17 protein-coding genes are annotated in these 24,436 nt (G+C 54.4%); 6 read left to right on the plus strand and 11 right to left on the minus strand.

From position 1 onward, the window contains the following. The 5 genes from HYD27_RS10045 to ychF all read right to left on the minus strand — a co-directional run bounded on the left by HYD27_RS10045 (nt 1) and on the right by ychF (nt 7,042). Complete coding sequence (locus tag HYD27_RS10045; RefSeq protein WP_219214368.1) at nt 1–1,167, minus strand: FtsW/RodA/SpoVE family cell cycle protein; 1,167 nt, start codon at nt 1,165–1,167, stop codon at nt 1–3. A 225-nt stretch (nt 1,168–1,392) separates the two neighbouring features. After that, nucleotides 1,393–2,577: an FtsW/RodA/SpoVE family cell cycle protein gene (locus HYD27_RS10050; protein ID WP_219214370.1), complete on the minus strand. Its 1,185-nt coding sequence runs from the start codon at nt 2,575–2,577 to the stop codon at nt 1,393–1,395. Between the two features lie 674 nt (nt 2,578–3,251). Beyond that, entirely contained in the window at nt 3,252–4,373 is a 1,122-nt protein-coding gene (locus HYD27_RS10055; RefSeq protein ID WP_228745068.1) for a N5-glutamine methyltransferase family protein, read from the minus strand. Nucleotides 4,374–4,377: 4 nt separating this feature from the next. Continuing rightward, entirely contained in the window at nt 4,378–5,445 is a 1,068-nt protein-coding gene (prfA, locus tag HYD27_RS10060; RefSeq protein ID WP_219214372.1) for a peptide chain release factor 1, read from the minus strand. A gap of 496 nt (nt 5,446–5,941) precedes the next feature. Beyond that, nucleotides 5,942–7,042 (minus strand): redox-regulated ATPase YchF, encoded by a 1,101-nt coding sequence (gene ychF / locus HYD27_RS10065; RefSeq protein WP_219214373.1) that lies wholly within the window; start codon nt 7,040–7,042, stop codon nt 5,942–5,944. A gap of 112 nt (nt 7,043–7,154) precedes the next feature. Between ychF and HYD27_RS10070 the strand changes: the two genes are divergently transcribed. Further along, nucleotides 7,155–7,754, plus strand: coding sequence for a hypothetical protein (locus HYD27_RS10070; protein ID WP_219214375.1), 600 nt, complete (start codon nt 7,155–7,157; stop codon nt 7,752–7,754). A gap of 236 nt (nt 7,755–7,990) precedes the next feature. Here HYD27_RS10070 and HYD27_RS10075 read toward each other — a convergent pair whose 3' ends face one another. Continuing rightward, a complete protein-coding gene (locus HYD27_RS10075) occupies nt 7,991–8,461 on the minus strand; it encodes a GNAT family N-acetyltransferase (RefSeq protein ID WP_228745069.1) in 471 nt (156 codons plus the stop codon). Nucleotides 8,462–8,502: 41 nt separating this feature from the next. Then, complete coding sequence (gene fni, locus HYD27_RS10080) at nt 8,503–9,543, minus strand: type 2 isopentenyl-diphosphate Delta-isomerase (protein WP_219214442.1); 1,041 nt, start codon at nt 9,541–9,543, stop codon at nt 8,503–8,505. Nucleotides 9,544–10,079: 536 nt separating this feature from the next. On the opposite strand from fni, the gene HYD27_RS10085 reads away from it, so the two are divergent. Further along, complete coding sequence (locus HYD27_RS10085) at nt 10,080–11,615, plus strand: phospholipase D family protein (protein ID WP_219214377.1); 1,536 nt, start codon at nt 10,080–10,082, stop codon at nt 11,613–11,615. Between the two features lie 116 nt (nt 11,616–11,731). On the opposite strand, the gene cls is transcribed toward HYD27_RS10085, so the two are convergent. Next, nucleotides 11,732–13,240 (minus strand): cardiolipin synthase, encoded by a 1,509-nt coding sequence (gene cls / locus HYD27_RS10090; protein ID WP_219214380.1) that lies wholly within the window; start codon nt 13,238–13,240, stop codon nt 11,732–11,734. A 234-nt stretch (nt 13,241–13,474) separates the two neighbouring features. Between cls and HYD27_RS10095 the strand changes: the two genes are divergently transcribed. Further along, complete coding sequence (locus tag HYD27_RS10095) at nt 13,475–14,392, plus strand: TetR/AcrR family transcriptional regulator (protein WP_219214382.1); 918 nt, start codon at nt 13,475–13,477, stop codon at nt 14,390–14,392. A gap of 108 nt (nt 14,393–14,500) precedes the next feature. Beyond that, the gene (locus tag HYD27_RS10100) at nt 14,501–17,668 is read left to right on the plus strand and encodes an efflux RND transporter permease subunit (RefSeq protein ID WP_219214385.1); all 3,168 of its coding nucleotides are present in this window, start codon (nt 14,501–14,503) and stop codon (nt 17,666–17,668) included. Between the two features lie 101 nt (nt 17,669–17,769). On the opposite strand, the gene HYD27_RS10105 is transcribed toward HYD27_RS10100, so the two are convergent. Then, nucleotides 17,770–18,465 carry a TorD/DmsD family molecular chaperone gene (locus HYD27_RS10105; RefSeq protein ID WP_219214388.1) on the minus strand — a complete coding sequence of 232 codons (696 nt, stop codon included), beginning with the start codon at nt 18,463–18,465 and terminating at the stop codon, nt 17,770–17,772. A 390-nt stretch (nt 18,466–18,855) separates the two neighbouring features. Between HYD27_RS10105 and moaA the strand changes: the two genes are divergently transcribed. After that, nucleotides 18,856–19,860, plus strand: coding sequence for a GTP 3',8-cyclase MoaA (gene moaA, locus HYD27_RS10110; RefSeq protein WP_219214445.1), 1,005 nt, complete (start codon nt 18,856–18,858; stop codon nt 19,858–19,860). A gap of 269 nt (nt 19,861–20,129) precedes the next feature. Here the strand turns inward: moaA and HYD27_RS10115 are convergent, their stop codons facing one another. Both HYD27_RS10115 and HYD27_RS10120 read right to left on the minus strand, forming a co-directional pair. Beyond that, nucleotides 20,130–21,419 (minus strand): helix-turn-helix domain-containing protein, encoded by a 1,290-nt coding sequence (locus tag HYD27_RS10115; RefSeq protein ID WP_219214391.1) that lies wholly within the window; start codon nt 21,417–21,419, stop codon nt 20,130–20,132. Nucleotides 21,420–21,593: 174 nt separating this feature from the next. Beyond that, entirely contained in the window at nt 21,594–22,208 is a 615-nt protein-coding gene (locus tag HYD27_RS10120) for a LysE/ArgO family amino acid transporter (protein ID WP_219214394.1), read from the minus strand. A gap of 240 nt (nt 22,209–22,448) precedes the next feature. On the opposite strand from HYD27_RS10120, the gene HYD27_RS10125 reads away from it, so the two are divergent. Then, on the plus strand, nt 22,449–23,981 hold the full coding sequence (locus HYD27_RS10125; protein ID WP_219214398.1) for an aminotransferase-like domain-containing protein: 1,533 nt from the start codon (nt 22,449–22,451) through the stop codon (nt 23,979–23,981). Nucleotides 23,982–24,436: the final 455 nt, after the last annotated feature.

The raw sequence follows: 24,436 nt of genomic DNA on the forward strand, positions 1-24,436 counted from the left end.
TCAGAAGTGCAGAGCAGGCGCAGGCAAGTCTTCCTCCACATCCTGCCCGTACAGCAGCACACTCATCGCAATGCCCATACTGGCCATATTGATCAGGACCGAGGTCCCGCCATAGCTGATGAAGGGGAGGGTAATTCCCGTGAGCGGCATCAGGCCGATATAAGCGCCGATGTTCTCAAGAATCTGGTACAGCAGCATAGCCACAATCCCGATAATTAGATAAGGACCCGCCCGTTCCTTGCATTCCAGAGCAATCAGAATCATCCGGTGGATCAGAATAAAAAACAGCAGCAGGAGCAGCGCCGCCCCCAGAAAACCGAACTCCTCGGCAATCTGGGCAAAGATGGCATCCGAATAAATGACCGGTATTTTGTTGGACTGCACGGAGCCGCCTTTCATGTAGCCTTCCCCGCTGAGCCCGCCCGAGGCAATCGCTATTTTGGCATTCCGCGTCTGATAGCTGTCATCATTGCTTGCCAGCTCCGGCACAAGCCAGGGGTCGAAGCGGGCCACAAAATGCTTGCGTCCAATGGTTTCGCTGAGAAAGCCGGTCATCTGTTCATGATAGTTAATATAGCTGTAGATAAAACCGAAGGTCGCACCTCCGGCAATAATCAGACCGATCAGTGCATGGGACCATTTAATTCCGCCAATCCACAGCAGCCCGACCAGGATGACCATATAGCTCAGGGCGTTGCCCAAGTCATTCTGGCTGATGACAACGGCAAACGGCAGCAGCGCAACCAGACTGAGCGGCACAACATCCCGCCAGATCTGAAGCTCACTCTTGTTCTTGCGGACCAGCAGAGCAGCCAGTGCGAGAATCAGGATCAGCTTGAAGAGCTCCGCCGGCTGGATGCTGAGGTCCCCGACGCCAAGCCAGCCCCTCGCCCCGTTCTTTACCTTCCCCACAAAGCTGACCAATACGAGAACACCCACACCCAAGATGTAAATATACTTCGCATATTTCACAAGCAGGCGGTAATCAAACAAAGACAATACGATGAAAGCAATAAAGCCCAGCCCGTACCACTTCAGCATCTGAATGTGCATCCCGTCATCCTTGCGCCCGTGCGTGACACTGTATATGGATAAAATGCTGATGACCATCAGCATAATCAGAACAACAACGATGACGCCGTCGATCTTTTTGAACCTCTGCAGCATGGAACAGACCCCTAACTGTACCCGGATTTGGGCTTGTCCGCTGTAACATGCATGCAGAGCGGAGCCGCCAATTTCCATTTTAATGCAAGCTGCGGCTTAAATACAATTTTTCAGCAGCTGTCCATAAAATTTCTGCCATCTGAAGCATCCTCCGCAAAATCAAAAAAACCGCCGGAGCCCATCATTACATGAGCTTCAGCGGTCCCGGGTTCAGCTTTTCCTTCGCTATCCCTGTTTGACGGGGGAGGTGTAGAGCGACGGATTCGGCAAATCCTCCTCCTCTTCCCGGCCATGCAGGCGGACACTCATGACCAGGCCGATGCTGGCCATATTAATCATGAGCGAGGTTCCCCCGTAGCTGATAAATGGCAGCGTAATGCCGGTCAGCGGCATCAGGCCGATAAATGCGCCGATATTCTCGAAGATCTGGTACAGCATCATCGCGACAATCCCTACGATCAGGAAGGGACCGCCCCTATCCTTGCATTCCAGGGCGATCAGGATCATGCGGTGAATCAGTATAAAGTAGAGCAGCAGCACCAGCGCGGAGCCGACGAAGCCGAATTCCTCGGCAATCTGCACAAAGATGGAATCCGAATAGGTGTAAGGCACCCGGTCCGTCTGCACGGAGCTCCCCTGCATATAGCCTTCGCCGCTCATGCCTCCCGAGGCAATGGCCAGCTTGGCATTTTTGGTGTGATAGCTCGCTTTGGCAGTCGCTTCTTCAGGGACAAGCCACGGATCAAAGCGCTCCACCCAGTGTGAACGGCCGATGTCAGTCAGGAAATCCTTGATTTCATCGTGGTAATGAATGTAGCTTATAATCCCCCCCGCCGCAACCCCGCCTATAACCAGCAGACCGATCAGCGCATGGGTGAATTTGATGTTGCCGATCCACAGCAATCCGACCAGGATAACAATATAGGAAAGGGCGTTGCCCAGGTCATTCTGGCTGATGACGATCAGGAACGGCAGCAGGGTGAGCAGTCCCAGAGGAACGACATCCCGCCAGAACAGCAGCCTGTTCTTATTCTTGCGCACCAGCACGGCCGCCAGAAACAGAATCAAAATCAGCTTAAACAGCTCCGCCGGCTGCAGACTGAAGCCTCCAAATTTAATCCATCCCTGGGCCCCGTTCTGCTCCTTGCCGATAAAGCTGACCAGCACCAGTATGCCAATCCCCGCAATATAAATGTACAGCGCATATTTTACCAGCAGACGATAGTCCACAAAGGTCAGGCCGATAAAAGCGATAATGCCCAGCACATAGAATTTGATCATCCGGAGATGTGCCCCGTCCAGCTTATCCCGTCCATGCGTGACGCTGTATATGGAAAAAATGCTGACGACCATCAGCAGGATAAGAATGACTACAATGACGCCGTCGATTTTTTTAATCTTCTGAAGCATATTCTGTCTCCTTACTCCGTTACTTGGGTCTTCTGAATTTCTTGTCTACGCCGAAGTCCCGTCAATTCTATTGTAAAGGAAGGGGCAGTAGAAATACAATTTTACACGCAGCTTATGTGGCTAGCATAAAAGCAGGATTCACCTCTGAGGTAAACACACTTGATGTCCATCTGCCGGAAGCTGCCCGGAATAGCCGCCCAGCCCTGCAGCGAGACCCGCCTGCACAAGCTCTAACTGTAACTGCCGCAACTATAGCGGTCAATTATGGTGCCGGAGGATTTTAATTGCATTTTGCTGAACTTAAGAATGATGGCCAACTGACCGACCAAATCCATGGGAAACAAGGATTCCGCCAGTGCAGCAAGTTGAATTCTTAAGTTACTCTATATAAGTGGAATAAGTAAAACTAAAGCAGCGGCCAAGGCCTGAACCGGCGTCATTAGTGGGAAAAAGTGAAACTAATCCGGCACCTTGCAGCGATCAGCGATTAGTTTCATTGAAATAAGTGTAGAAAATCCCACTAACTGCTGCAGCGGCCCGGACTTTCGGTGAATTAGCGGCAGAAAATCAACATAATTTTCAGCGCTCCAAGCTTAGTGGGTTCAAATGATATTATACGGATAGAAATCAGGCGTATTTTGTCTGCCAGTGTTCTTCAGGAAAGTCCGGCTGAGCTAACGGGCGATTCCCAGCACATGGCGGGGAATGCCGGCGAGATCGTCGATGGTGACGATCTCATTCCAGTGGCCCGCTGCCCGCAGCAGCTCGGCCACCTGCCCGGCCTGGCCCCGGCCAAGCTCGAAGCCCACCAGCCGCGGCGGTGCCGGAAGCAGCGGCAGCTGCTCCATCATGCGGCGGTACGGGTCCAGCCCGTCGCCCCCGCCATCCAGCGCCGTGCGCGGCTCGTGGTCGCGCACTTCACGCTGCAGCCCGGCGATATCCGCGGCGGGGATATACGGCGGGTTGGAGACGAGAATATCCGTCTCCAGCCCCGCAAACGGCTCAAGCAGGTCGCCGAGCCGCAGGTCCACTGCCGTGCCGTGCCGCTGGGCATTGCGCCCGGCCACGGCCAGCGCGCCGGGCGAGATGTCGCCGGCGCAGACCCGCCACGCCGGCGCTTCCGCCGCCAGCGTGACGGAGATCGCCCCGCTGCCGGCGCCGATATCGACGGCGGTCAGCGGACGCGGCGCGTGCGCACCGGCCGCGCCGCTCTCCCGGCGGGCCGCAGTGCCGCCCGCCCCAGCCCCGCCAGCGGCTGCTTGACCCGAAGCCGCAGCCGGCGCACTGCCCCGCGCTGCTGTATCCGCAGCGCGCCTGCCTTCACGCGCTGCCTCGCCCGCAGCCCGTCCGGCTTCCTGCGCCGCTTCTTCGGCAGCGCATTCGTCTTCCTGCGCCGCGCCGCCCGGCGCAGCCACAACTCCGTCCGGCCACAGCTCCGCGCCGTACTTCAGGATCGCCTCGACGAGCAGCTCCGTCTCGGGCCGGGGAATCAGCACATCGGGCGTTACCTCGAAGGCCCGCCCGTAGAACTCCTGCTCGCCGATAATATACTGCACCGGCTCACCGGCCGCGCGGCGGGTGATTCCGGCTTCCCAGGCCGGCTTCACGGCAAGCGGAAAAGGATCGGCCAGCGCCATATAATAAGCCGCTCCGGACAAGCCCAGCACATGCTCCAGCAGAAGCTGGCTGCTGCGCTGCGGCTCGTTGCACCCATTTTTGTCCAAAAAAGAAGAAGCCTCCGCAAAGGCTTCCCGGATGCTTTGTACGCAAGGCATAACATAAGCGTCGTGTTTCAAAGCATTATTCTCCTTTTTCCATCAATTCCGCCTGCTCCGCAATCGACAGCGCCGAAATAATTTCCGTAATATCTCCGTTCATTACCTGCTCCAGACGGTGCAGGGTAAGTCCGATGCGGTGATCGGTTACCCGGCTCTGCGGGAAATTGTAGGTGCGAATCCGCTCACTGCGGTCGCCGGTGCCGACTTTGCTCTTGCGCTCACCCGCATATTTCGCTTCTTCCTCCTGGCGTTTCATGTCGGAGATGCGGGCGCGAAGCACCTGCAGCGCCTTCTCCTTATTGGAGTTCTGCGATTTTCCGTCTTGGCAGGTAGCCATAATCCCTGTCGGGATATGGGTTACGCGTACAGCCGACTTGGTCGTATTGACCGACTGGCCGCCAGCACCGCTGGAACAGAAGGTATCCACGCGGATATCCTTATCATGAATTTCAATTTCGAACTCTTCCGCTTCCGGCATCACGGACACCGTAGAGGTAGAGGTATGAATCCGGCCTCCGGATTCAGTGGTCGGAATGCGCTGAACGCGGTGTGCGCCGCTTTCGAATTTCATTTTGCTGTATGCGCCCCGTCCGTTAATCAAGAAGATTACCTCCTTGAATCCGCCAAGGTCATTCGTATTGACGTCCATCAGCTCAACGCGCCAGCCCTGGGTATCGGCAAAACGGGTGTACATCCGGTACAGATCCGACGCGAACAATGCCGCTTCATCCCCTCCGGCTGCGCCGCGGATTTCGACGATAACGTTCTTGTCGTCATTGGGGTCCTTCGGCAGCAGCAGCAGGCGGATCTTCTCCTCCAGGGCAAGCTGGCGCGAGGAAAGGTCGTCGATTTCCATCTTGACCATTTCCTTCATCTCATCATCAAGCTTTTCGCTCTGCATCATCTTGGCGGCTTCAAGCTCTTCCATTACATTTTTATATTCGGCATACGCCTCAAAGGCGGGCTGCAAATCGGATTGTTCTTTGGAATAGTCCCTCAGTTTTTTACTGTCGCTTGCAACATCCGGGTCACAAAGCAGTTCACTGAGTTTCTCATAGCGGTCCGCCAGGGATTGCAATCGGTCCAACAAGGGAATTCACCTCTCCTGATTCAATTTCAGAGTCAATATTGAAGCTTTAATTGTTAATACAACATAAATAGATATACGACTTTCTATTATACCACCGAACCCGCCAATTGGCTACAATGCCGTGTGCGTAGCCCTGTCTATTTTTACAGCCTGCAAAATCCGCTCCTTATTATGTAAAGACTGCAGGGAAGTTATTCACGCGCGCTGGCTGATGGGGCAAAACTACGGTGTAAACGGTGTAAGAGGAAAGAGCTTCAGGTTCGCGGCGGGGAAAGCTCAAGCTTAAGGGCCAGCGGAGTTAAAACATCCGGGGCATCTCGCCGGCCAAGTATATATGCTGCAATTAAAAAGATGAGACAAGCTGAATTTTACAATAAATGTAATCTGTGCAGCAAGCTTTTTCAACGCGGAAAAGCAAAAGAAGCCATCCGCCCGCAGAAAATTCTACCTCCGGATGACCTCTTCCAGCGCTATACTCCAGGAGCCTGATTGAGGCTTATACGTTGAACCGGAAATGCATAACGTCGCCGTCCTGCACCAAGTATTCCTTGCCTTCCAGACGCAGCTGTCCGCGTTCCTTGGCACCGTTCATTGAACCCGCAGCCAGCAGATCGGCATACGCCACAACCTCCGCCCGGATGAAGCCGCGCTCGAAGTCGGTATGAATAACCCCGGCGGCTCCAGGCGCTTTGGTTCCCTTGCGGATGGTCCAGGCACGAACCTCCTGCACACCTGCGGTGAAATAAGTGTAGAGTCCCAGCAGCTTGTAAGCGGCTTTGATCAAACGGTTCAGCCCGGATTCCTGCAGGCCCAGCTCTTCCAGAAACATGTCCTTGTCTTCGCCTTCCAGCTCGGCAATCTCCGCTTCCACCTTGGCGCTGATCGGCACCACCTCGGCATTCTCGGCAGCGGCAAATTCACGAACCTGCTGCACATAAGGATTCTCTTCGGCGGTTGCCACTTCATCTTCGCCCACGTTCGCCGCATACAGCACCGGCTTCAGGGTCAGCAGATGGAGGTCGCGCACGACCAGACGCTCATCATCGGATAATTCCACGCTGCGTGCAGGCTTGTCGTCGTACAGAGCCTCCTTGATGCGCTCCAGCACTTCTACTTCCTGGGCGAATTTCTTGTCGCCGCCCTTGATGTTTTTGCGGGAGCGCTCAATGCGCTTCTCCAGGCTTTCCAGATCGGCCAGAATCAGCTCCAGGTTAATGGTCTGGATGTCGCTGATCGGATTTACTTTGCCGTCTACATGGGTAACGTTCTCATCCACGAAGCAGCGCACAACATGAACAATCGCATCCACTTCACGGATATGGGCCAGGAACTTGTTGCCCAGACCTTCGCCCTTGCTCGCACCGCGCACCAGACCGGCAATATCCACAAATTCAAAGGCAGTCGGAACGGTCTTGTTCGGCTGCACCAGCGCAGTCAGCTTATCCAGACGTTCGTCCGGCACTTCCACAACTCCTACATTCGGGTCAATGGTGCAAAAAGGATAGTTGGCGGATTCCGCCCCCGCTTGTGTTATAGCATTAAACAATGTGGATTTCCCTACATTCGGAAGTCCGACAATACCTGCTTTCAAAGCCATTTATATGACAACTCCTATTTTCGGTTGGATTGATCACCGCATAAATTCCAAGGCTCGATCTAAACCATTATATATTAGAACAAAACTGCCAGCAACAGCGGATGTCAAGCGGATGTGTCAGATAAAGGACAGCAGCTTGCTTGGCCCGAGCGGGCTGCCCGCAGGCCTCCGGCAGATGTACCCGTTCCAAATCAGCAAGAAAGACGCCTATCGGCGTCTTATATTAAGAATGCTGCCATTTCAGTGGGGAGGAGAAGAATCATTTCGCGCTGATTTCACCGTCCAGCCGGCTTCGGGCGAATTCAAAGGCACTTCTGCCTTTGATTCCCTCGTCCAGCCGGCTTCAGGCAAATTCAAAGGCACTTCTGCCTTTGATTCCCTCGTCCTGCCGGCTTCAGGCGAATTCAAAGGCACTTCTGCCTTTGATTTCACCGTCCAGCCGGCTTCGGGCGAATTCAAAGGTACTTCTGCCTTTGATTCCCTCGTCCAGCCGGCTTCAGGCGAATTCAAAGGCACTTCTGCCTTTGATTCCACCGTCCTGCCGACTTCGGGCGAAGCGAATTCAAAGGCACTTCTGCCTCTGATTCCCTCTCTTTGCCCGCTGCGGCCAACGCATCCGCGCAGTTTGCTTGGCCGAAGTCCGATCCATTCTTTTCATTTACAGCGCAGCCCTGAAATAACGGATAAGCTTCGCTTCCCCCAAAACATATAAATAACCCCACAAAGCGGGGCCTTGGCTTCGATGATGACTCAGGTACTTTGCGGGGACCCCAATTCTGATCTTTCAAGCAGAAACGGCTACGCCGTCCCTATGAGGGACGGGGTGTTTCAGCGGGAAATAGAAGGATTATTTAGTGTTCCAAGCATATAAATTAGATTTCAAAAAAGACCTCTCCCGAGGTCTCGTCAGGCTTATCCGGCCGTTTACCGTTTGGTCCAGCTCCGATATTACAATTCTTTGGACATCGTAATGTCAGTGACGAGAAAGCCCATTTTTTTGTACAGCTCAAAGGCGCGGTTATTCTGGCCGAACACATGCAGCCCGATTCTGGTCACCTTCATCTTGCGGGCTTCTTCATCCAGCGCCTGAAGCGCCCCGGTGCCATAGCCCTTGCTCTGAAAAGGCTCAAAGACATAAAAGTCATAAATAAAGGCCTCCCGGCCCTGGCGCCCTTCACTTACATTGAACCAGATATATCCGGCCTGAGTGTCCGTTTCCTCCTCTACAATTGAAAAGAGATAGGCGCCTTCTGTATAAAGGCCATTGGGGAGAAATCGGGTCATCTCATCCTGGGACAGCCGCATGGCGGTCTCGGAATCCCAAACGCCGGCCTTTATTTTATCCTCCGCATAATCGCGGGTCGACTGGCTTAAGAAAAATTGAAATGTGAATTCGTCCATTTGGACCAGTTTAATCATTGTTTTTGCCCTTCCTTGTTTCCGTAATCTCAGATATGCTTCTAGCGCCGGACCAGCCGCGGCGTGCTTCGCAGCGATGCCAGGTCAGGCGCCCCGATGCCGAACATCGCCGTCCGCAGCTCCAGCTCCACCTGGGCCAGCGCATGATCCAGCGCTTCCTCCGATTCCACAGCCGGACCAAGCAGGCTCCGCCCGAAGCCGGCCAGATCCGCGCCGAGCGCGAGTGCCTTGGCGGCATCCACGCCGTGTCTCAGCCCGCCGCTGCCGATCAGCGCGCCATGCTCCGATGCCGCACGCACCTCCGCAATGCACTCGGCGGTAGGAATCCCCCAATCCGCGAAAGCCTCGGCTGCGGCCCGCCGGACCGGATCATTGCTGCGGAATTTCTCCACCTGGCTCCAGGAGGTTCCGCCGGCGCCCGCCACATCGATGAAGGCGACTCCGGCATCATACAACCGGAGTGCCGTTTCTCCGTCAATGCCCCAGCCGACTTCTTTGACGCCGACAGGGATTTCAAGCTCCCCGCATACAGCCTCGATCCGGGACAGCAAGGCCGCAAAGCCTGTATTGCCCTCCGGCTGGAAGACCTCCTGAAGCCCGTTCAGATGCAGCACCAGCCAATCGGCACCGGCAATCTCTACGGCACGGCGGCACTCTTCCACGCCAAAGCCGTAAGACAGCTGCACCGCGCCGATATTGGCAATGACGGGAATCCCCGGAGCCTTGTCGCGCACCCGAAAGGTGCCGGCAAGCTCGGAGCGTTCCAGTGCCGCCCGGATGGAGCCGACCCCGAGCGCCCAGCCCCGGCGCTCGGCGGCCTCAGCCAGCCTGGCGTTAATGGCGCCGGTAGCTGCACTGCCGCCGGTCATGGAGCTGATCAGCAGCGGGGTCCGCAGTTCCCGCCCCAGAAACAGGGCACGCAGCGAAATGTCATCGTAATTCAGCTCGGGAAGCGCATTGTGGCGGAAGCGGTAATGCTCGAAGCCGGCCGTGATGCCGCTGCCGCCGACATCCTCATTCAAGCAGAGCCGAACATGTTCAATCTTGCGCTCTCCCGTCGTGGACGAGGGCAGAAGGGACATGTGCTCCGCCGGCCCTGCTGCCTGCGGGGCTGTGCCGGGCTTCTCTGCTTTCGGTAGTGAATCCTCCTGCGGCCTCTGATTCAAGCTGTCTCCCCCCCGTTCCTTGCAATCTATTATATGCAGGCGGCGCCGGGCCTCCCGCAGATTTACAGCAGCTGTATCCCATAGTAGTTGAACGCATTCCAGCACGTTTCATTATAGCACATTCGTAATAGCACATTCGTAATAGCACATTCGTAATAGCACATTCGTATAGCAATCCACGCACCGCAACTTATGGTATTCCTATGTCCCGCGTTCTACGTGTAATCGGCAGCTGTATTCGCCTGCAAGCCTGCCGGACAATGACCTGCCGGTACATCCTCAGGGTGCGCGTTGCTGCCAATGAGCCTCAGCTCTACGGCAGCCGCGGCGGTTCCCCGGGCGGGAAAGAGGCAGCTGCTTCATTTTACCTCTACGGGTGTTAAATAGTTGGATACAACGCCGGAGCATACTTATTATACAACCCTGCTCCGCGGCACATTCAGGAGGAACCCATGAATCCCGACAAATACACTGCTCCGCCTGAGGCAGCGAAATTCACCAATGCCAATGGCCTTGACTTGTCTCCGCTGTATCAGAAGCATCCGCCCCGCCGCCGCAAATGGGTATTATGGGTAGTTGGACTGCTTATTCTCTGGCTTGCCGGTGTGATGATCTACCAGACCTGCAAGCCCCTTCCTGCGGGCATTTCTTATGAAAGCCCCGCCTATAGGGCTGACAGCGTTGCTTTTTGGCATGATCTTACTTACCGGGACAAGAGCGGGCTGGAGCAGAGAGAGGAGCAGATTCTGCCCCGCATCCTGCAAATTATTGAAGACTCGCGCCAGTTCTTGGTGATCGATCTGTTCCTTTTCAATAATTACACCCATAAAGACCAGCAGTTTCCTGCTGCAAGCCAGGAATTGACCGATAAGCTGGTCGCCCAGCAGGAGGCTTACCCCAATATGGAGATCGTCTTCATTACGGATGAAGTCAATACCAATTACGGCTCCGCCCCGAATCCTCTGCTGGAACAGATGACGGCAGCCGGAATCAAGGTGATCCTGACAGATGTAGATTCGCTGCGTGATTCGACTCCCGCTTACTCCGCTGTATGGCGGACCTTCATTCAATGGTTCGGGCAATCCGGAAGGGGCTGGATTCCCAACCTGATGGCAAGCGAAGGTCCGGACATCACCGTCCGTTCTTATCTGAAGCTGCTGAATGTAAAAGCCAATCACCGCAAAGTGGTGCTCAGCGAGCAAACGGCACTGATCTCTTCAGGCAATGTGCACGATGCCAGTGCTTATCATTCCAATATCGCACTGGAAGTGCAGGGGCCAATCCTCGCTGATATTCTGCAAACCGAGCAGGCGGCTGCGGACTTGTCGCAAGCAGGCCCGATTCTCAGCAAGCTGCCTGTATTCCCCCAAGAGAATGCTGCGCAGACCGGCACGCTTGAGATGCGCTATCTGACCGAGGGCAGGATCTATAAATACGCGCTTGAAGGCATTCGCTCCGCCGGGCAGGGCGACACTCTCTGGATGGGCATGTTCTATCTGGCGGACGACAGGATTCTGGATGAGCTGGTGAAGGCAGCGGCACGCGGGGCCGGCATCCGGCTGCTGATGGACCCGAACCAGAACGCTTTCGGACGCGACAAAATCGGCATTCCGAACCGGCCGGTGGCCATGGATCTGAACAAGCGCAGCGGAGGGGAGATTGCCATACGCTGGTACAATACGGGGCAAGAACAGTACCACGCCAAGCTGATGTTCATCGCCAAAGCCAGTGGACCATCGATTGTTCTGGGCGGCTCGACTAATTTCACCGCACGCAACCTGGATGATTTCAATCTCGAAAATAATCTCTGGGTGGCCGTGCCGAAGGACCAGCCGCTGTATGCCGAGATGGAAAGCTACTTTAACCGGCTGTGGAATAACGAAGATGCGCAATACAGCCTGCCGCTGGAAGAATACCAAAGTGGCGTAACATGGATGAAGTATATCCTCTTCCGGATGCAAAAAAACCTTGGATTCACTACCTTCTAATGATCCTTCTATTTCTCGCTGAAGCACGCCGTCCTTTACAAGGACGGCGTAGCCGTTTCTATTTGTATTGCTTATTTGCTGAATCAATAACCCGGCGCCTGCCGGATGGACCGTGTCTACAGCAGCGGAGACATCAGCCTTGCGGCAGATTCCAGCAGCCGCTCCAGCAGCCGCTTGTTCATAAAGGTCTCATGCACAATCTGCCGGGTCGACAGCAGGTCGCGTTCAAAATCGGCCACGATGCGGGCCACACTTTCCGTTTGCAGCAGCAGCGCGTTGACCTCGAAGTTCAGATGGAAGCTGCGCATGTCCATATTCGCGGTGCCTATCGTCGCAATCTCACCGTCGGTAATCAGCAGCTTCGAGTGGATGAAGCCTTTCTCATATTCATAAATCTTAACACCCGATTCCAGCAGAGCCGGGAAATAGGAGTGCGAGGCGAGAAAAGGAATCCATTTGTCCGGCTTGGCCGGAAACAGCAGGCGCACATCCAGGCCGGACATCGCGGCCACCCGCAGCGCGGTTAGGATATCCTCATCCGGAATAAAGTACGGGCTGGCAATCCATACCGACTTCTCTGCCGAGGTGATCATGGAGAAGAAAATGTTTTTGAGCGCACGGCGCTCATTGTCCGGTCCGCTGGCAATAATCTGCACCGCCCCGTCGCCGCTCGTATAGCGAAGCTGCGGGGAGAGATAATCCTGCTCCAATATTTTCTCGCCGGTTGTGTGCATCCAGTCCTGCAGGAAAATAATCTGCATCGTCCGCACCGCTTCGCCCCGCAGCAGCATGTGGGTATCGCGCCAGAAGCCATACGTCTTGCTGCGGCTGAGATATTCATCGCCAACATTCAATCCGCCCATGAAGCCGACATCGCCATCTATGACTACAATTTTGCGGTGGTTCCGGTAATTGACCCGGCTGGAGAAAAAAGAAGTGGAATTGCCGTAAGCCGCCACCTGCACACCGGCATTGCTTAATTCCTTCAGGAACGCGCGGGACAGCTGCATGCTCCCCACCGCGTCATACATAAATCTGACGGTAACGCCCGCACGGGCTTTTTCAATCAATATCTGTTGAATGCGTGTCCCGATATGGTCGGCCCGAAAAATATAATACTCCATATGGATATGATGCTGTGCCTGGCGCAGCTCCAGCAGCAGTGTACCGAACGTTTCCTCGCCATTGGTCAGGATGCGTGTCTCGGAATTGAATGAAATCGGAGTCCGTGCAAGTCTCTGCGACAAGCCGAGCAGCTTCTGGCGGGAAGCATCAAAGATCGACCAGTCCTGATGCATGCGCAGACCGTCATTCTCAATCCGCTCATAGGCCATCAGGTCGCGTTGGGCTTTTTTATCATATTTGCGCCGTTTGAACACATTCTGTCCGAACAGGAAATACAGGATGAGTCCCACCACCGGAATCAAGGCCAGCAGCAGAATCCATGACATCGTTGTGGAGGGATTACGGTTCTCCATGAAAATACCGAGTCCAATGGATATGACGGTCAGCGTGGAGAAAATACTGACGATGGTGCCGACGGTACTCCCCAATATGCCGAAGCCAAAATAATAGAATGCCAATAAAGCCGCAATGATGATTAACGCCTGCAATCCTCTTCTCATAGATACCTACCTTCTTTTTCTGCCTTTCATCACTAAAATGACACATTTATATATTACATGAAGAAAGTATTTCTTCCTACTGGAATCCACTGCAAAACGGCAATTGCAACAATAATGTAACCTCTTGGGCGGCTCTTGCACAGCTACATTTGTAATGGCTCCTGATCTATACTATAATCGGCATGACTAAAGAGTCAATCAGAGAACTCTACGGTCAGAAAGGAGCCGCTATCCTTGGCAGCTGACAAAAATGCAACTAAAAAGGAACAAATCATTAAAACAGCCATGCAGCTATTCGCTGTGAAAGGCTCATCCTCCACCTCCATGCAGGAGATTGCCGAATTATGCGGGATATCCAAGGGCAGTCTCTATCTGGTGTTCAAATCCAAGGAAGAGCTGGAACGCAGCATTTATATAAATTGCTTCCGCATGATCCATGACCCCCTCATGCAGGAGGAGCTGGAGGGCACAAGAACGCCGCGTGAGAAGCTGCGCAACCAGGTTGAAATTCTGCTTCATCATTTATACGAGCTGCGGGAATTTTTGCAGCGGCAGGTCCAGGAGCTGGCCGGAAAAGGAATGGCAGATGCGCCGGAGTGGCTGCGCAAGATCAACGGTCCCCTGCTGAACTGGAGCCGGAGTAAACTGGAGACCTTATACGGAAAAGAGATCCTGCCTTACACAGGAGAACTGTTTCTGATCGGGCACGGAATGATTAATTCCTATATTTGGGCTCTGTTCAACCATGATTCCATCGTTGCCATCCCGCGTCTTGCCGACCATTTCGTGGATTTGCTGGATATCGTGGCGGCGGGTCTGCTCGCGGGCCGGCCGGGCCCCCTGATCTCCCCCTCAGCCTTGGAGAGCTGGATGGAGCATCATGAAGGAACCAGCCACCGTAATCCTTTTCAGATCATCAAGCAAATGAAGGCAGCGCTCAGCTCAGCTGAGGGACTGGACCCGCAGAGTGCAGAGGATGCCCTCGAATCAATTGAGATTCTGGAAAGCGAAGTTCTGCTGCCTTATCCGCGCAAGGCTATTTTCCAGGGAATGCTGGCCAACCTGCAGGGTTACTCTGTGCTCCGCCAGGAAGTCGAGGATTTGAAGAAGCTGGGATCGCTTCACATGCATAATGCCTGCAGTTCACAGTAATTTAGAAGGCATAGCCAGCAGAGAGAGAACAACGGGTAGGCAGTGCCAAGCCATTTTATATTGGAGGTCTTTCTTACGGAAGGCACGAGAGGAGCAGAAACGTAACTTATGAAAAGCTTAATTAATTTCTCGCTCAGAAACAAATTCGCTATTTGGCTTCTGACAATCATCATCGTGTTCGCCGGTCTGTACAGCGGTCTGACCATGAAGCAGGAAACACTGCCTAATATCAGCATCCCTTATCTCAGCATAACAACGATATACCCGGGAGCCGCGCCGGAGGGCGTTGTGAACGATGTCAGCAAGCCGCTGGAGCAGAAGCTCCGCAATGTGGACGGTGTGAAGACACTGACCTCGAACTCCTTAGAGAATGCTTCCAGCATTACCATTGAATTCGATTATGGCACGAATCTCGACAATGCCACGGCAGCCGTGCGCGAGTCGCTGAATGAAGTCACCCTGCCGGAGAATGTGCAAAAGCCGCAGATCTCGCGGTTCAGCCTAAGCTCCTTGCCGGTCATTTCACTCAGCTTGTCCGATACCGGCTCTGAGAATCTGGAAGCACTGACCCGCATTGCCGAGAATGATATCCGTCCTGCGCTGGAAGATATCGAAGGCGTGGCCTCTGTGCAAATTGCCGGACAATACGTGCAGGAAGTTACACTTAAGTTCAACCAGGAGAAGCTGCAGCAATACGGGCTGTCCGAAGATACCATTAAAGGGATTGTCCAGGGCTCTTCCCTGCGTGTACCGCTAGGATTGTTCACAATGGAGGATTCCCAGAAGGCAGTGGTTGTAGACGGCAATGTCACTACGGTCGATGATCTGAAGAACCTGAGCATTCCCGCTCTGCCATCCGGCGCCGGTGCAACCGGTGGAGCTTCGGCCGGAGCCGGAGCAGCCGCAGGCACTGATGCAGCTCCCGAGAGTGGGGCAGCAGCCGGTTCGGCTGGCGGAGCTGCCATGGCCGGATTGCCGACGGTGAAGCTCGGAGATTTGGCCGATATCGAGGTTGTCGGCAAGTCGGAATCCATCTCCCGCACCAACGGCGAGGAATCCATCGGAATCCAGATTGTCAAAGCCAATGACGCCAACACAGTGGATGTGGTCAACGCCGTCAAGGACAAGGCAGAAGAGCTGAAGCAGCAATACAAATCGATGGAGCTTACGGTACTGCTGGACCAAGGCAAGCCGATTGAGGATTCCGTGAGCACGATGCTGTCCAAGGCTGCTTTTGGCGCGCTGTTCGCTGTACTGATTATCCTGCTCTTCCTGCGGAACATCCGCTCGACGATTATCTCCATCATCTCCATTCCATTGTCGCTGCTGATTGCGGTTCTCTGCCTGCGCCAGATGGACATTACGCTGAATATGATGACACTGGGGGCTATGACTGTAGCCATCGGGCGGGTAGTCGATGACTCGATTGTTGTCATTGAGAATATCTTCCGGCGGCTCACCCTGTCCGGCGAGAAGCTGCGGGGCCGGGAGCTGATCAGCGCGGCGACGCGGGAAATGTTCGTGCCGATCATGTCCTCGACCATCGTAACCATCGCCGTGTTCCTGCCGCTCGCTTTTGTCAGCGGTATGGTGGGCGAGCTGTTCCTCCCGTTTGCCCTCACGATGGTATTCGCTCTGCTGGCTTCGCTGGTAGTAGCCATTACCCTGGTGCCCGCATTGGCGCACACACTGTTCCGCAACGGCCTGAAGAAAGGCAGGAGCGGCCACGGTGAGAAACCGGGCAGAATGGCTTCCGGCTATCAAAAGATTCTGAACTGGTCGCTTTCCCATAAGCTGATTACCTTCGGCGTTGCCGTGCTTCTGCTGGCAGGCAGCCTGTTCCTGATCAAGCCGATCGGTGTCAGCTTCCTGCCTTCCCAGGAAGAGAAGAATGTAACCCTCACCTTCTCTCCGAAGGCCGGACAGACGCTGGAAGATGTCAAGGAGCAAGGCCTGAAAGCCGAGAACTATATTCTGGCTCAAGAGCATTTGGACAAAATGCAATATTCGATCGGCGGCAGCAGCCCGTTCGGTATGAGCTCCGGGAATTCGGGTCTGTTCTATGTCACCTATGACAGTGATACTCCAGATTTCGATACCGTCAAAGAAAACCTGATCGAAGGTCTGACCCAAGAGGTGCCGGATGGCGTCTGGGGCGATTTGTCCGGAATGGCGGGCGGTGGCCTTGGAGGCAGCACATTGACCGTGAATATTTATGGCGACAGTCTGGATCAGCTCAAACCGGTAGCCGACGAGATTGCCGGCATCGTGCAGGCGGATACCGAGAACTTCAAGGATGGGGAGACCAGTCTCTCCGAAGCCTATGATCAGTACACCATCGTTGCCGATCAGGCGAAGCTGAGTTCCCTCGGCCTCACTGCCGGACAAATCGCGATGAAGCTGAGTCCTGCCGGTACCCGTCCAGTCCTGACCGAAGTGGAGCTTGACGGTAAAAACTACAATGTCTACATCGAAACCGACAAGGATACGTACACCAGCCTTCAGGAAATGGAAGAAGCTGCATTGACCTCACCGCTGGGCATTACGGTGCCGATTGGCGAGGTAGCCAAGGTTGAGAAAGGCACTTCACCGGATTCCATTACCCGCGAAGACGGTAAAATGAAGGTGGAGGTCACAGCCGAAATTATCTCAAATGATGTTAACAGCGCTTCGAACAGCGTCAAGGACAAAATCGATGCTTTGGAGCTTCCTGATGGTGTGACTGTCACCTTCGGCGGGGTTACCGAGCAGATTAACGATACGTTTGGACAGCTTGGCATTGCCATGGCGGCCGCAATCGCCATCGTGTACTTCGTGCTGGTGGTTACGTTTGGCGGCGGTCTGGCACCGTTCGCGATCCTGTTCTCTCTGCCGTTCACCGTCATCGGAGCACTTGTTGCCCTGCTGCTGGCCGGTGAGACCCTGAACGTGTCCGCACTCATGGGCGCACTGATGCTGATCGGGATCGTCGTCACCAATGCGATCGTCCTGATCGACAGGGTCATTCACAAGGAAAAAGAAGGAATGCCTACCCGCCAGGCGCTGCTTGAAGCCGGAGCTATCCGCCTGCGTCCGATTCTGATGACCGCTCTGGCTACCATCGGTGCGCTGCTGCCGCTCGTGTCCGGTCTCGAAAACAGCGCCGGCATCATCTCCAAAGGCCTCGGCGTAACAGTTATCGGCGGCCTCGTCAGCTCCACCCTGCTGACACTGGTCGTCGTGCCGATTGTGTATGAATTCCTGATGAAATTCCGCAGCAAAAAGGTATATGAATAAACGTTGATCCTATAACCGCAAAAGAAAAAAAGGCGCTCTTCCATAAGTGGAAGGGCGCCTTGTTCTTTGACTCACTCGATAGTCCCCGGTTCCGGCCCAGCCTAGGCCATTGATGCCGCACTGCTCTCCAGGGATGTCTTCCAAGCACGCAGCATTTGCAGATCCTGCGGCAGAAACTCTTCCAGCATGTGACTGAGTCCAAGATAAAGCGGACTATCTGTTGCAGCGTTCAGTCTCTCGCAGAACTGCGGCGTCCATCTCAGCAGATGCTCCTCCAGGAAGTGCTCCTGAATCTCCAGAAGCTCCATCGCGCTGCGGATGGAGAAGCAGTTGTACAGCATCCGCTCATGGAGCACTGCCATGAATTCCAGCTCAATGGCGAGATGATCGTCGGCTTCGCCGCCGCATTTCTTGAAGACAATTCCCGCCGAAGCGTACACATCGGAGAGCACGTTGCAGAATTCTTCCTCACGGCCAAGCTCTGCCGCTTCACGGGCCATAAGCGTGCTGGCTGCACGTTCATTCATCAGACGCATGTATTCACAGTTCTCGCGCTCGCAGATCTGCCGCAGCTCCGAAGGCTCCTGACTGCAGAGATAGCGCTTCAGTTCCCGGCCGCCTTCCGTCATGTCTGCAGCCACACTCATCCGGCGGCTGCGGCTCCATTGGGCTACCAGCGAAAGGCTTGGCTTTCTCCCATAAAAATCCACCAGAAGCTGATATATTAATCCCCGGCTCTCCAGCCAGCGGCTAAACGCCTCCGGCACGACAAGCGATGGAACAGTTGGTATAGTCATTTTGCAAATCCTCCCTATTGGTTTGCCGGGCGCTTATCGCCTTATAGCCTGCAAGGCGCGCGTTATCCGGTATCCTAGCTGTGCTCTTCGCAAAAGTGAGTAAAATTTCAGACTGATAAACTTCCGCACCTAAATTATATCGAAAATGTGAAGCGCTTTCGGTGAGCATTCTATGACCATTCCTTGAAATTGTCGCACTTCTGTCAAAATTGTCCTTTGCCATTGCCGTTCTATCACATATTATTTAGAATGTCTGTTTCTAAGTTTTACAATCTGTGCCCACCCTCTTCCAAAATCATTGCGGACAAGCTGCCGGAGTCCATGGTGCATTGACGTGAACGCCAACATTCTTTAAAATTTAAAATAAAACCCCACAGCTGAAGGGAGCACATCATGGAACCGCTGACGGACCCTTTTGGACGACTGCATGATTATATGCGTATTTCGGTTACAGACCGCTGCAACCTGCGCTGCATTTATTGTATGCCTGCGGAAGGAATGCAATTCCAGCCCCGGGACGAGATTATGAGCTATGAGGAAATTACCGCTGTAGTGGAAGCGCTCGCGCCTCTGGGCCTGAGCAAGATCCGGTTGACCGGGGGCGAACCTCTGGTCCGCAAGGATTTGGACAAGCTGGTCGCCATGCTTGCCGCTATTCCGGGCATTGAAGATATATCGCTTACCACTAACGGCCTGATGCTTCCCGCCAAAGCTGCTCTACTCAAGCAAGCTGGCCTAAAGCGGGTAAACATCAGCCTGGACTCCCTGCGGCAGGACCGCTTCGCCATGATTACGCGCGGCGGCGAGGTCGCCAAGGTGCTGAAGGGGATGGAAGCCGCTGAGGCGGCAGGTCTCTCCCCGATCAAGCTCAATGTGGTGCTGATGAAGGGGATCAACGATGATGAGATCAAGGATTTCATCTCGCTGACCTTGAATAGCCCTGTGAATGTGCGCTTCATTGAATATATGCCTATCGGCAACGCAAGCGATGCCTGGCGTCAGACGTATCTGCCTCTGGAAACGGTAGTTGAAGCGTGCAATGAAGCAGGCTGGGCCACAGAAGAGGCGGACCTGCCCTCCGGCAACGGCCCGTCACAGAACCGGCGGGTTGTCGGTGCGCGCGGAACCTTCGGGCTGATCCATCCCGTAAGCGAGCATTTCTGTGACAACTGCAACCGGCTGCGCCTCACGGCGGACGGCCATATCAAGGCCTGCCTCTACTGGGCAGACGAGTATAACGTGCGCCCTTTGACCGCAGACCCCGCAGCTGTGCAGGCTTTATTCCGCCAGGCACTGGGCAACAAGCCGCATAACCACGAAATGGCGCTCGCCCTGGAGCGCAAAGCGCAGAGCCACACCCCGACCGTGCGGCGCATGTCGCAGATTGGGGGCTAGCGGCAGGGAATGTCAAACAACGGCAGTGCCATCCTGTTAAGGATCGCTCTGCCGTTTTCTATGCAACACACAAACACTATGACCTGTAAGCTCACACTCCCTGCGCTATAACACCGTAATTTCCTCTGGTATGAAACAAACCGACCCAGAAGCCCCTATTTTGCTAATTGTTTTTACTGTAATAAGGACCCAGATGACGCTGTTTCAAGAAATGTAACGAAGCATCGTGTTGAATCGATCAATCGGCAAGCTAAACAGTACAGCCAATCCTAAATATTAATCTCAAACTCCACCGATATCGTACCCCTAATCACATTGCGGTCATTATCCACTTCAGCGGACAGGTCCACGTTGCTCAGAGCCACTTCTTGGCCTCTGAAGCGTCTGCGGGCTAAGTAATACGTTGCCAGTTCGCAGCGGAAGCGGGTGTGATGGTCATCGTTGATCTGCTTGTTTTTTATGAAATGTCTCCGGTAAGGTATGTACGCCGAAAAACGCCGCAGGATATGGTCCACATCCCACTGGTAGCGATTTGCCGTTTGCACTATTCTGAACAAAGCTGTAAAAATTTCATTCTCTCTTGTCGAAACAAAATCTACATACTCCTCCAATACCTCCTGCTGCCCGTCCATTAGGCGATTCAAGTAAGTATTGGCTGTCCCCCACTCTTGAAATTGGGCTATGATCCGGTAGACTTCCTCTCCACTTTCCTTTATCCAGCTTCCATCCGTATACAGTGGAATAATCTCCAAGGCATTTTTGTAGTCTCCACGTTCCTCGTATGTGCATGAACGCATCAGTTGCGCGTATAGAATATAAAAATATAATGGTTTTTCTAATGTTTCCTGACTCTTGCATCTGTGGTCTGACCGGCTGTGAATTTGATATTGAATAGTGGCAAGACGGTGCAATTCTTTTGCCAGCTCTTCTGCTTTCTCCCAATGGTGAAGAGCGTAGTACACATGCAGCAGCTGCTTTAGCGCATCCAATTGATGAGCTTCATCCAGCCGGGTCACATAGTTTTCAAATAGCGCAGCCGCTATCAGATTCTGCTGAGGATCATCACCCAAAGCCATAACAAATAAACGGTACTGACACAGCGCCAGCCGCTCCGAGTGCTGGTATTTCTCGCTGGCGCCCACATTCTCATACAAAAGCGCTGCCGCCTGCCATTGGCCCTGCCCGAACAGCCCTTCGGCCACCTCAAACAACATAGGCACATTCTTCAGATTATCCAGCAGAATTTGTACCATGCGTTCAATGCAATCCACTCGTCCAAGCTCTGCACAGCGGATCATAAACGGGCGCAGCCGCCGCCAGGTGGGTGCCGAATGATAAAAGCATTCATCCACATATAAGCTGAAAAAGTAATCCTCCACCTCCTCCATCCCTCTGGTGATTAAAGCCAGGTGACTCATCGCTATCGGCTGAGTGCCTTTGACAATCCGGCTGAGTGTTCCGGAATTAATGCCGACTTTGTCTGCAAACTGGTTAATGGACATGCTCTGTTCGGATAAATAACTCGCTAGCTGATCTCGAATCGTGGCTGTAGACTCCAAGGAAACACCGCCTTCCGGATTCCAAAAAATAGGACTTTGTCTGTATATCTGTAATCCTATGTGACAATATTTCATGGGTCAATAGCCTAGATTCGTCTATAAAGTGAACACGGGAAAATATTCTAAATTTTCGGCAATAGGGTTGCCAAATCTTATGAAACAAGGGATTACACGTCAAAACGGCCTCCACAGCTGTACTCCCATGTATACCGCAATGCCCCAGATCAGCAAGGCTGAAACCCGGTTCAGCAAGCGGATCACTCTGCCCGAGGCATCCACTCTGCCCAGCCACCGGCCGGCCGCTGCCAGGCCCAGGAACCACAGCCAGGAGACCCCGGCCGTGGCAGCTGCGAACGCCCACCGTTCAGCGCCGATATATTGCAGCGAATTGGTGCCGATAACCCCCACTGTATCCATCAGCGCATGGGGGTTCAGCAAAGACACGGAGAGGGCATACCCCACCTGCCCCTTTAGCGGGAGCACTTTTGCCCCGCCCTCCGCCGGAGCCGCCGCGTTCCAAATTTTCCGGCCCATGCTGCACAGAAATACAATTCCCGCACCATACACGATCGGCGCCACCCATCCAATGGAAAGTATAAGGAGCGAAATTCCGCCGACAGCGGCGGCAATCAGCAGCGTATCGCATACTGCCGCCGTAAGAATTACAGGCACTGCTCTGCGGAACCGGGGCTGCAGCGCCCCCTGATTGAAGACAAATATATTCTGTACGCCCAGCGGCAAAATAAGCCCAAAGGCCAATATGATTCCATGTACGATTGCTTCCAGCATGACTCTGCCCCCTCCAGTACGCATACGGATCTGGATATGGCGGGCAGGCCCGCCTCACTCCCCCCTCGCCTTCCGCTGCATTACTGATAGTACTCCGCGATACCGGAATTCGTATCCAGCCAAATTATTTAAGTAATACCCAACCAAGCGGCGATATGCAGGAGGAAAGTGATATACTTCAGATAAAAAGCCCAAGGCCGGGGCGTCCCGGGACAGAGCCTTGATAAAGGAGCTGGCATTTTGAACGAACGACATCATACAAAGCAGCTTCCGGGTGGAGCCTGGAGGCCCGATCCCGCCTCACCGTTGCCGCTCTACAGCCAAATCTCCGATTATTTCATGAATAAAATCACCAGCGGAGCATGGCCTCCCGGAACGAGGCTTGCCCCGCAGCGCGAGCTATGCCGCCAGTTAGGCGTCAACCGCAGTACAGTGGCGACGGCACTGGGCCAGCTAACGTCGCTGGGGTTGATCGAAGGCAGACGGGGCGGCGGAACCCGGGTGGCAGATATCCGGCTGGCTGAGGTAAAGACAGCTGCAGCGGGTGAAGATCCTGATGCGGATTCAGTATCCGTAACGCGCTCCGGAAGCTGGAATGCCTATGTCGAAGAAGGCGTTCACTATCCTAATCTGCCTACAGTACAGGACATCAACCGCCTGGAATATGAGCAGGGGCTGGTAAGGCTCGGTACCGGAGAGCCCTCGCCAGAGCTGCTGCCCGGGGAGGCAATGACACGTGTACTGGCCGAGCTTTCCCGGCAGACACTTCCACCGCTATCTTATGAGGAACCCCTTGGCAGCTTGGCTCTGCGGAGCGCTGTCAGCCGTGAGTTGAAGAAAAACGGCATTCAGGCTGATCCTGCCTCCATCCTGATTACCTCCGGTGCGCTTCAGGGGCTGCAGCTGATTGCGGTGGGGCTTTTGCCGCGAGGCTCCACCATTCTGCTGGAGAAGCCGTCCTATCTCTATTCCATCCACGCCTTCCAATCGGCCGGCGTGAAGTTCAGCGGCCTGCCCATGGATAAGCATGGACTGCGCATGGAGCGGCTGGCCCGGGAAGCCCGCCGGACGAAGGCGGCGATGCTGTACAGTATTCCGGCCTTCCATAATCCCACAGGCATTCTGATGGATGCGCGGCGGCGGCAGGAGCTTATGGATGTGACCGGCAAGCTTGGCCTGCCGATCCTTGAGGATGGAGCGTATCAGGAGCTGTGGCTGGATACGCCGCCGCCCCTGCCGCTGAAGGCGCTGGACCGTGAAGGCAGAGTGCTGCATCTCGGCACACTCTCCAAAGCCGCCAGCCCAGGCTTGCGCATCGGCTGGATCGTAGGCCCCGAGCCGGTCGTGCGGCGGCTGGCCGACATCAAGATGCAGACCGACTACGGCGCAAGCTCGCTCTCGCAGCTTGCCGCCGCCCGGTGGCTGGAGGGCGGGTATCACGAGGAGCATCTCCGGCGCCTGCGGCTCAGGCTGCGGCAGCGGCGTGATGCTGTGCTGGAGCTGCTGGAGCACCATTTTGCCGGACTGGCTGAATGGAATGTTCCAGCCGGAGGCTTCTACATCTGGCTGTCTTTGGGCACGCCGGTGCCTTTGCGAACCCTGTTTCGCATTGCCCACAAGGCCGGGCTGCTGCTGAACACCGGCGATCTGTACGACCGCGGCGACAGCCGCCATCTGCGGCTCTCCTACGTCTATGCTTCGCCAGCCGAACTGGAGCGCGGCCTCCCCTTGTTGGCCGGGCTGATCCGCAGGCTGCAGCTGTCCGGTTCCTGAACCGGGCCGCTGTCCATATCCAGTGTATCGCTGTGAGCTGCCAATGCTGAATTTCCGGATTGCTGGATTGCTGGACAGCGCTGTGATCCGCACACTTTTATTGTCATGCCTTACCTGCCGGCAGCTGCTGAAACCCGGCGGGAAGTCCATGTGGAAAAAGTGCACTTAATTCTACTCACATCCCCTTTTCCGCAAGCGTTAGTGGGAAAAAGGATATTTAATCCATCCGTTTCACTCTTATAGAGGGAAATACGCTTAAAATAAGTTTACTTTTTCCCGCTATACCCTCTAACGCAAGCTTTTTAATCCATTTAAGTTCACTTTTTCCGTAACTACTTAGGTCCTCTCTGTTACCCCCATCCAGATAATGGGTAAATAATACTCTAAACATATATATACCTAGCTGGAAGGAGGAGAGCAGAAATGAGTCCCGAAGACATTCGACGAATCAGCCG

This window comes from Paenibacillus sp. S150, from assembly GCF_019352175.1.
Taxonomy (GTDB): Bacteria; Bacillota; Bacilli; order Paenibacillales; family Paenibacillaceae; genus Paenibacillus_AQ.

Excerpts from the sequence above, each read along its gene's own strand:
- HYD27_RS10050 (WP_219214370.1), bottom strand. The coding sequence starts at position 2,577 with ATGCTTCAGAAGATTAAAAAAATCGACGGCGTCATTGTAGTCATTCTT.
- HYD27_RS10070 (WP_219214375.1), top strand. The coding sequence starts at position 7,155 with ATGTGTCAGATAAAGGACAGCAGCTTGCTTGGCCCGAGCGGGCTGCCC.
- HYD27_RS10105 (WP_219214388.1), bottom strand. The coding sequence starts at position 18,465 with ATGACTATACCAACTGTTCCATCGCTTGTCGTGCCGGAGGCGTTTAGC.
- HYD27_RS10100 (WP_219214385.1), top strand. The coding sequence starts at position 14,501 with ATGAAAAGCTTAATTAATTTCTCGCTCAGAAACAAATTCGCTATTTGG.
- HYD27_RS10120 (WP_219214394.1), bottom strand. The coding sequence starts at position 22,208 with ATGCTGGAAGCAATCGTACATGGAATCATATTGGCCTTTGGGCTTATT.
- HYD27_RS10085 (WP_219214377.1), top strand. The coding sequence starts at position 10,080 with ATGAATCCCGACAAATACACTGCTCCGCCTGAGGCAGCGAAATTCACC.
- ychF (WP_219214373.1), bottom strand. The coding sequence starts at position 7,042 with ATGGCTTTGAAAGCAGGTATTGTCGGACTTCCGAATGTAGGGAAATCC.
- HYD27_RS10045 (WP_219214368.1), bottom strand. The coding sequence starts at position 1,167 with ATGCTGCAGAGGTTCAAAAAGATCGACGGCGTCATCGTTGTTGTTCTG.
- HYD27_RS10075 (WP_228745069.1), bottom strand. The coding sequence starts at position 8,461 with ATGATTAAACTGGTCCAAATGGACGAATTCACATTTCAATTTTTCTTA.
- fni (WP_219214442.1), bottom strand. The coding sequence starts at position 9,543 with ATGTCCCTTCTGCCCTCGTCCACGACGGGAGAGCGCAAGATTGAACAT.
- cls (WP_219214380.1), bottom strand. The coding sequence starts at position 13,240 with ATGAGAAGAGGATTGCAGGCGTTAATCATCATTGCGGCTTTATTGGCA.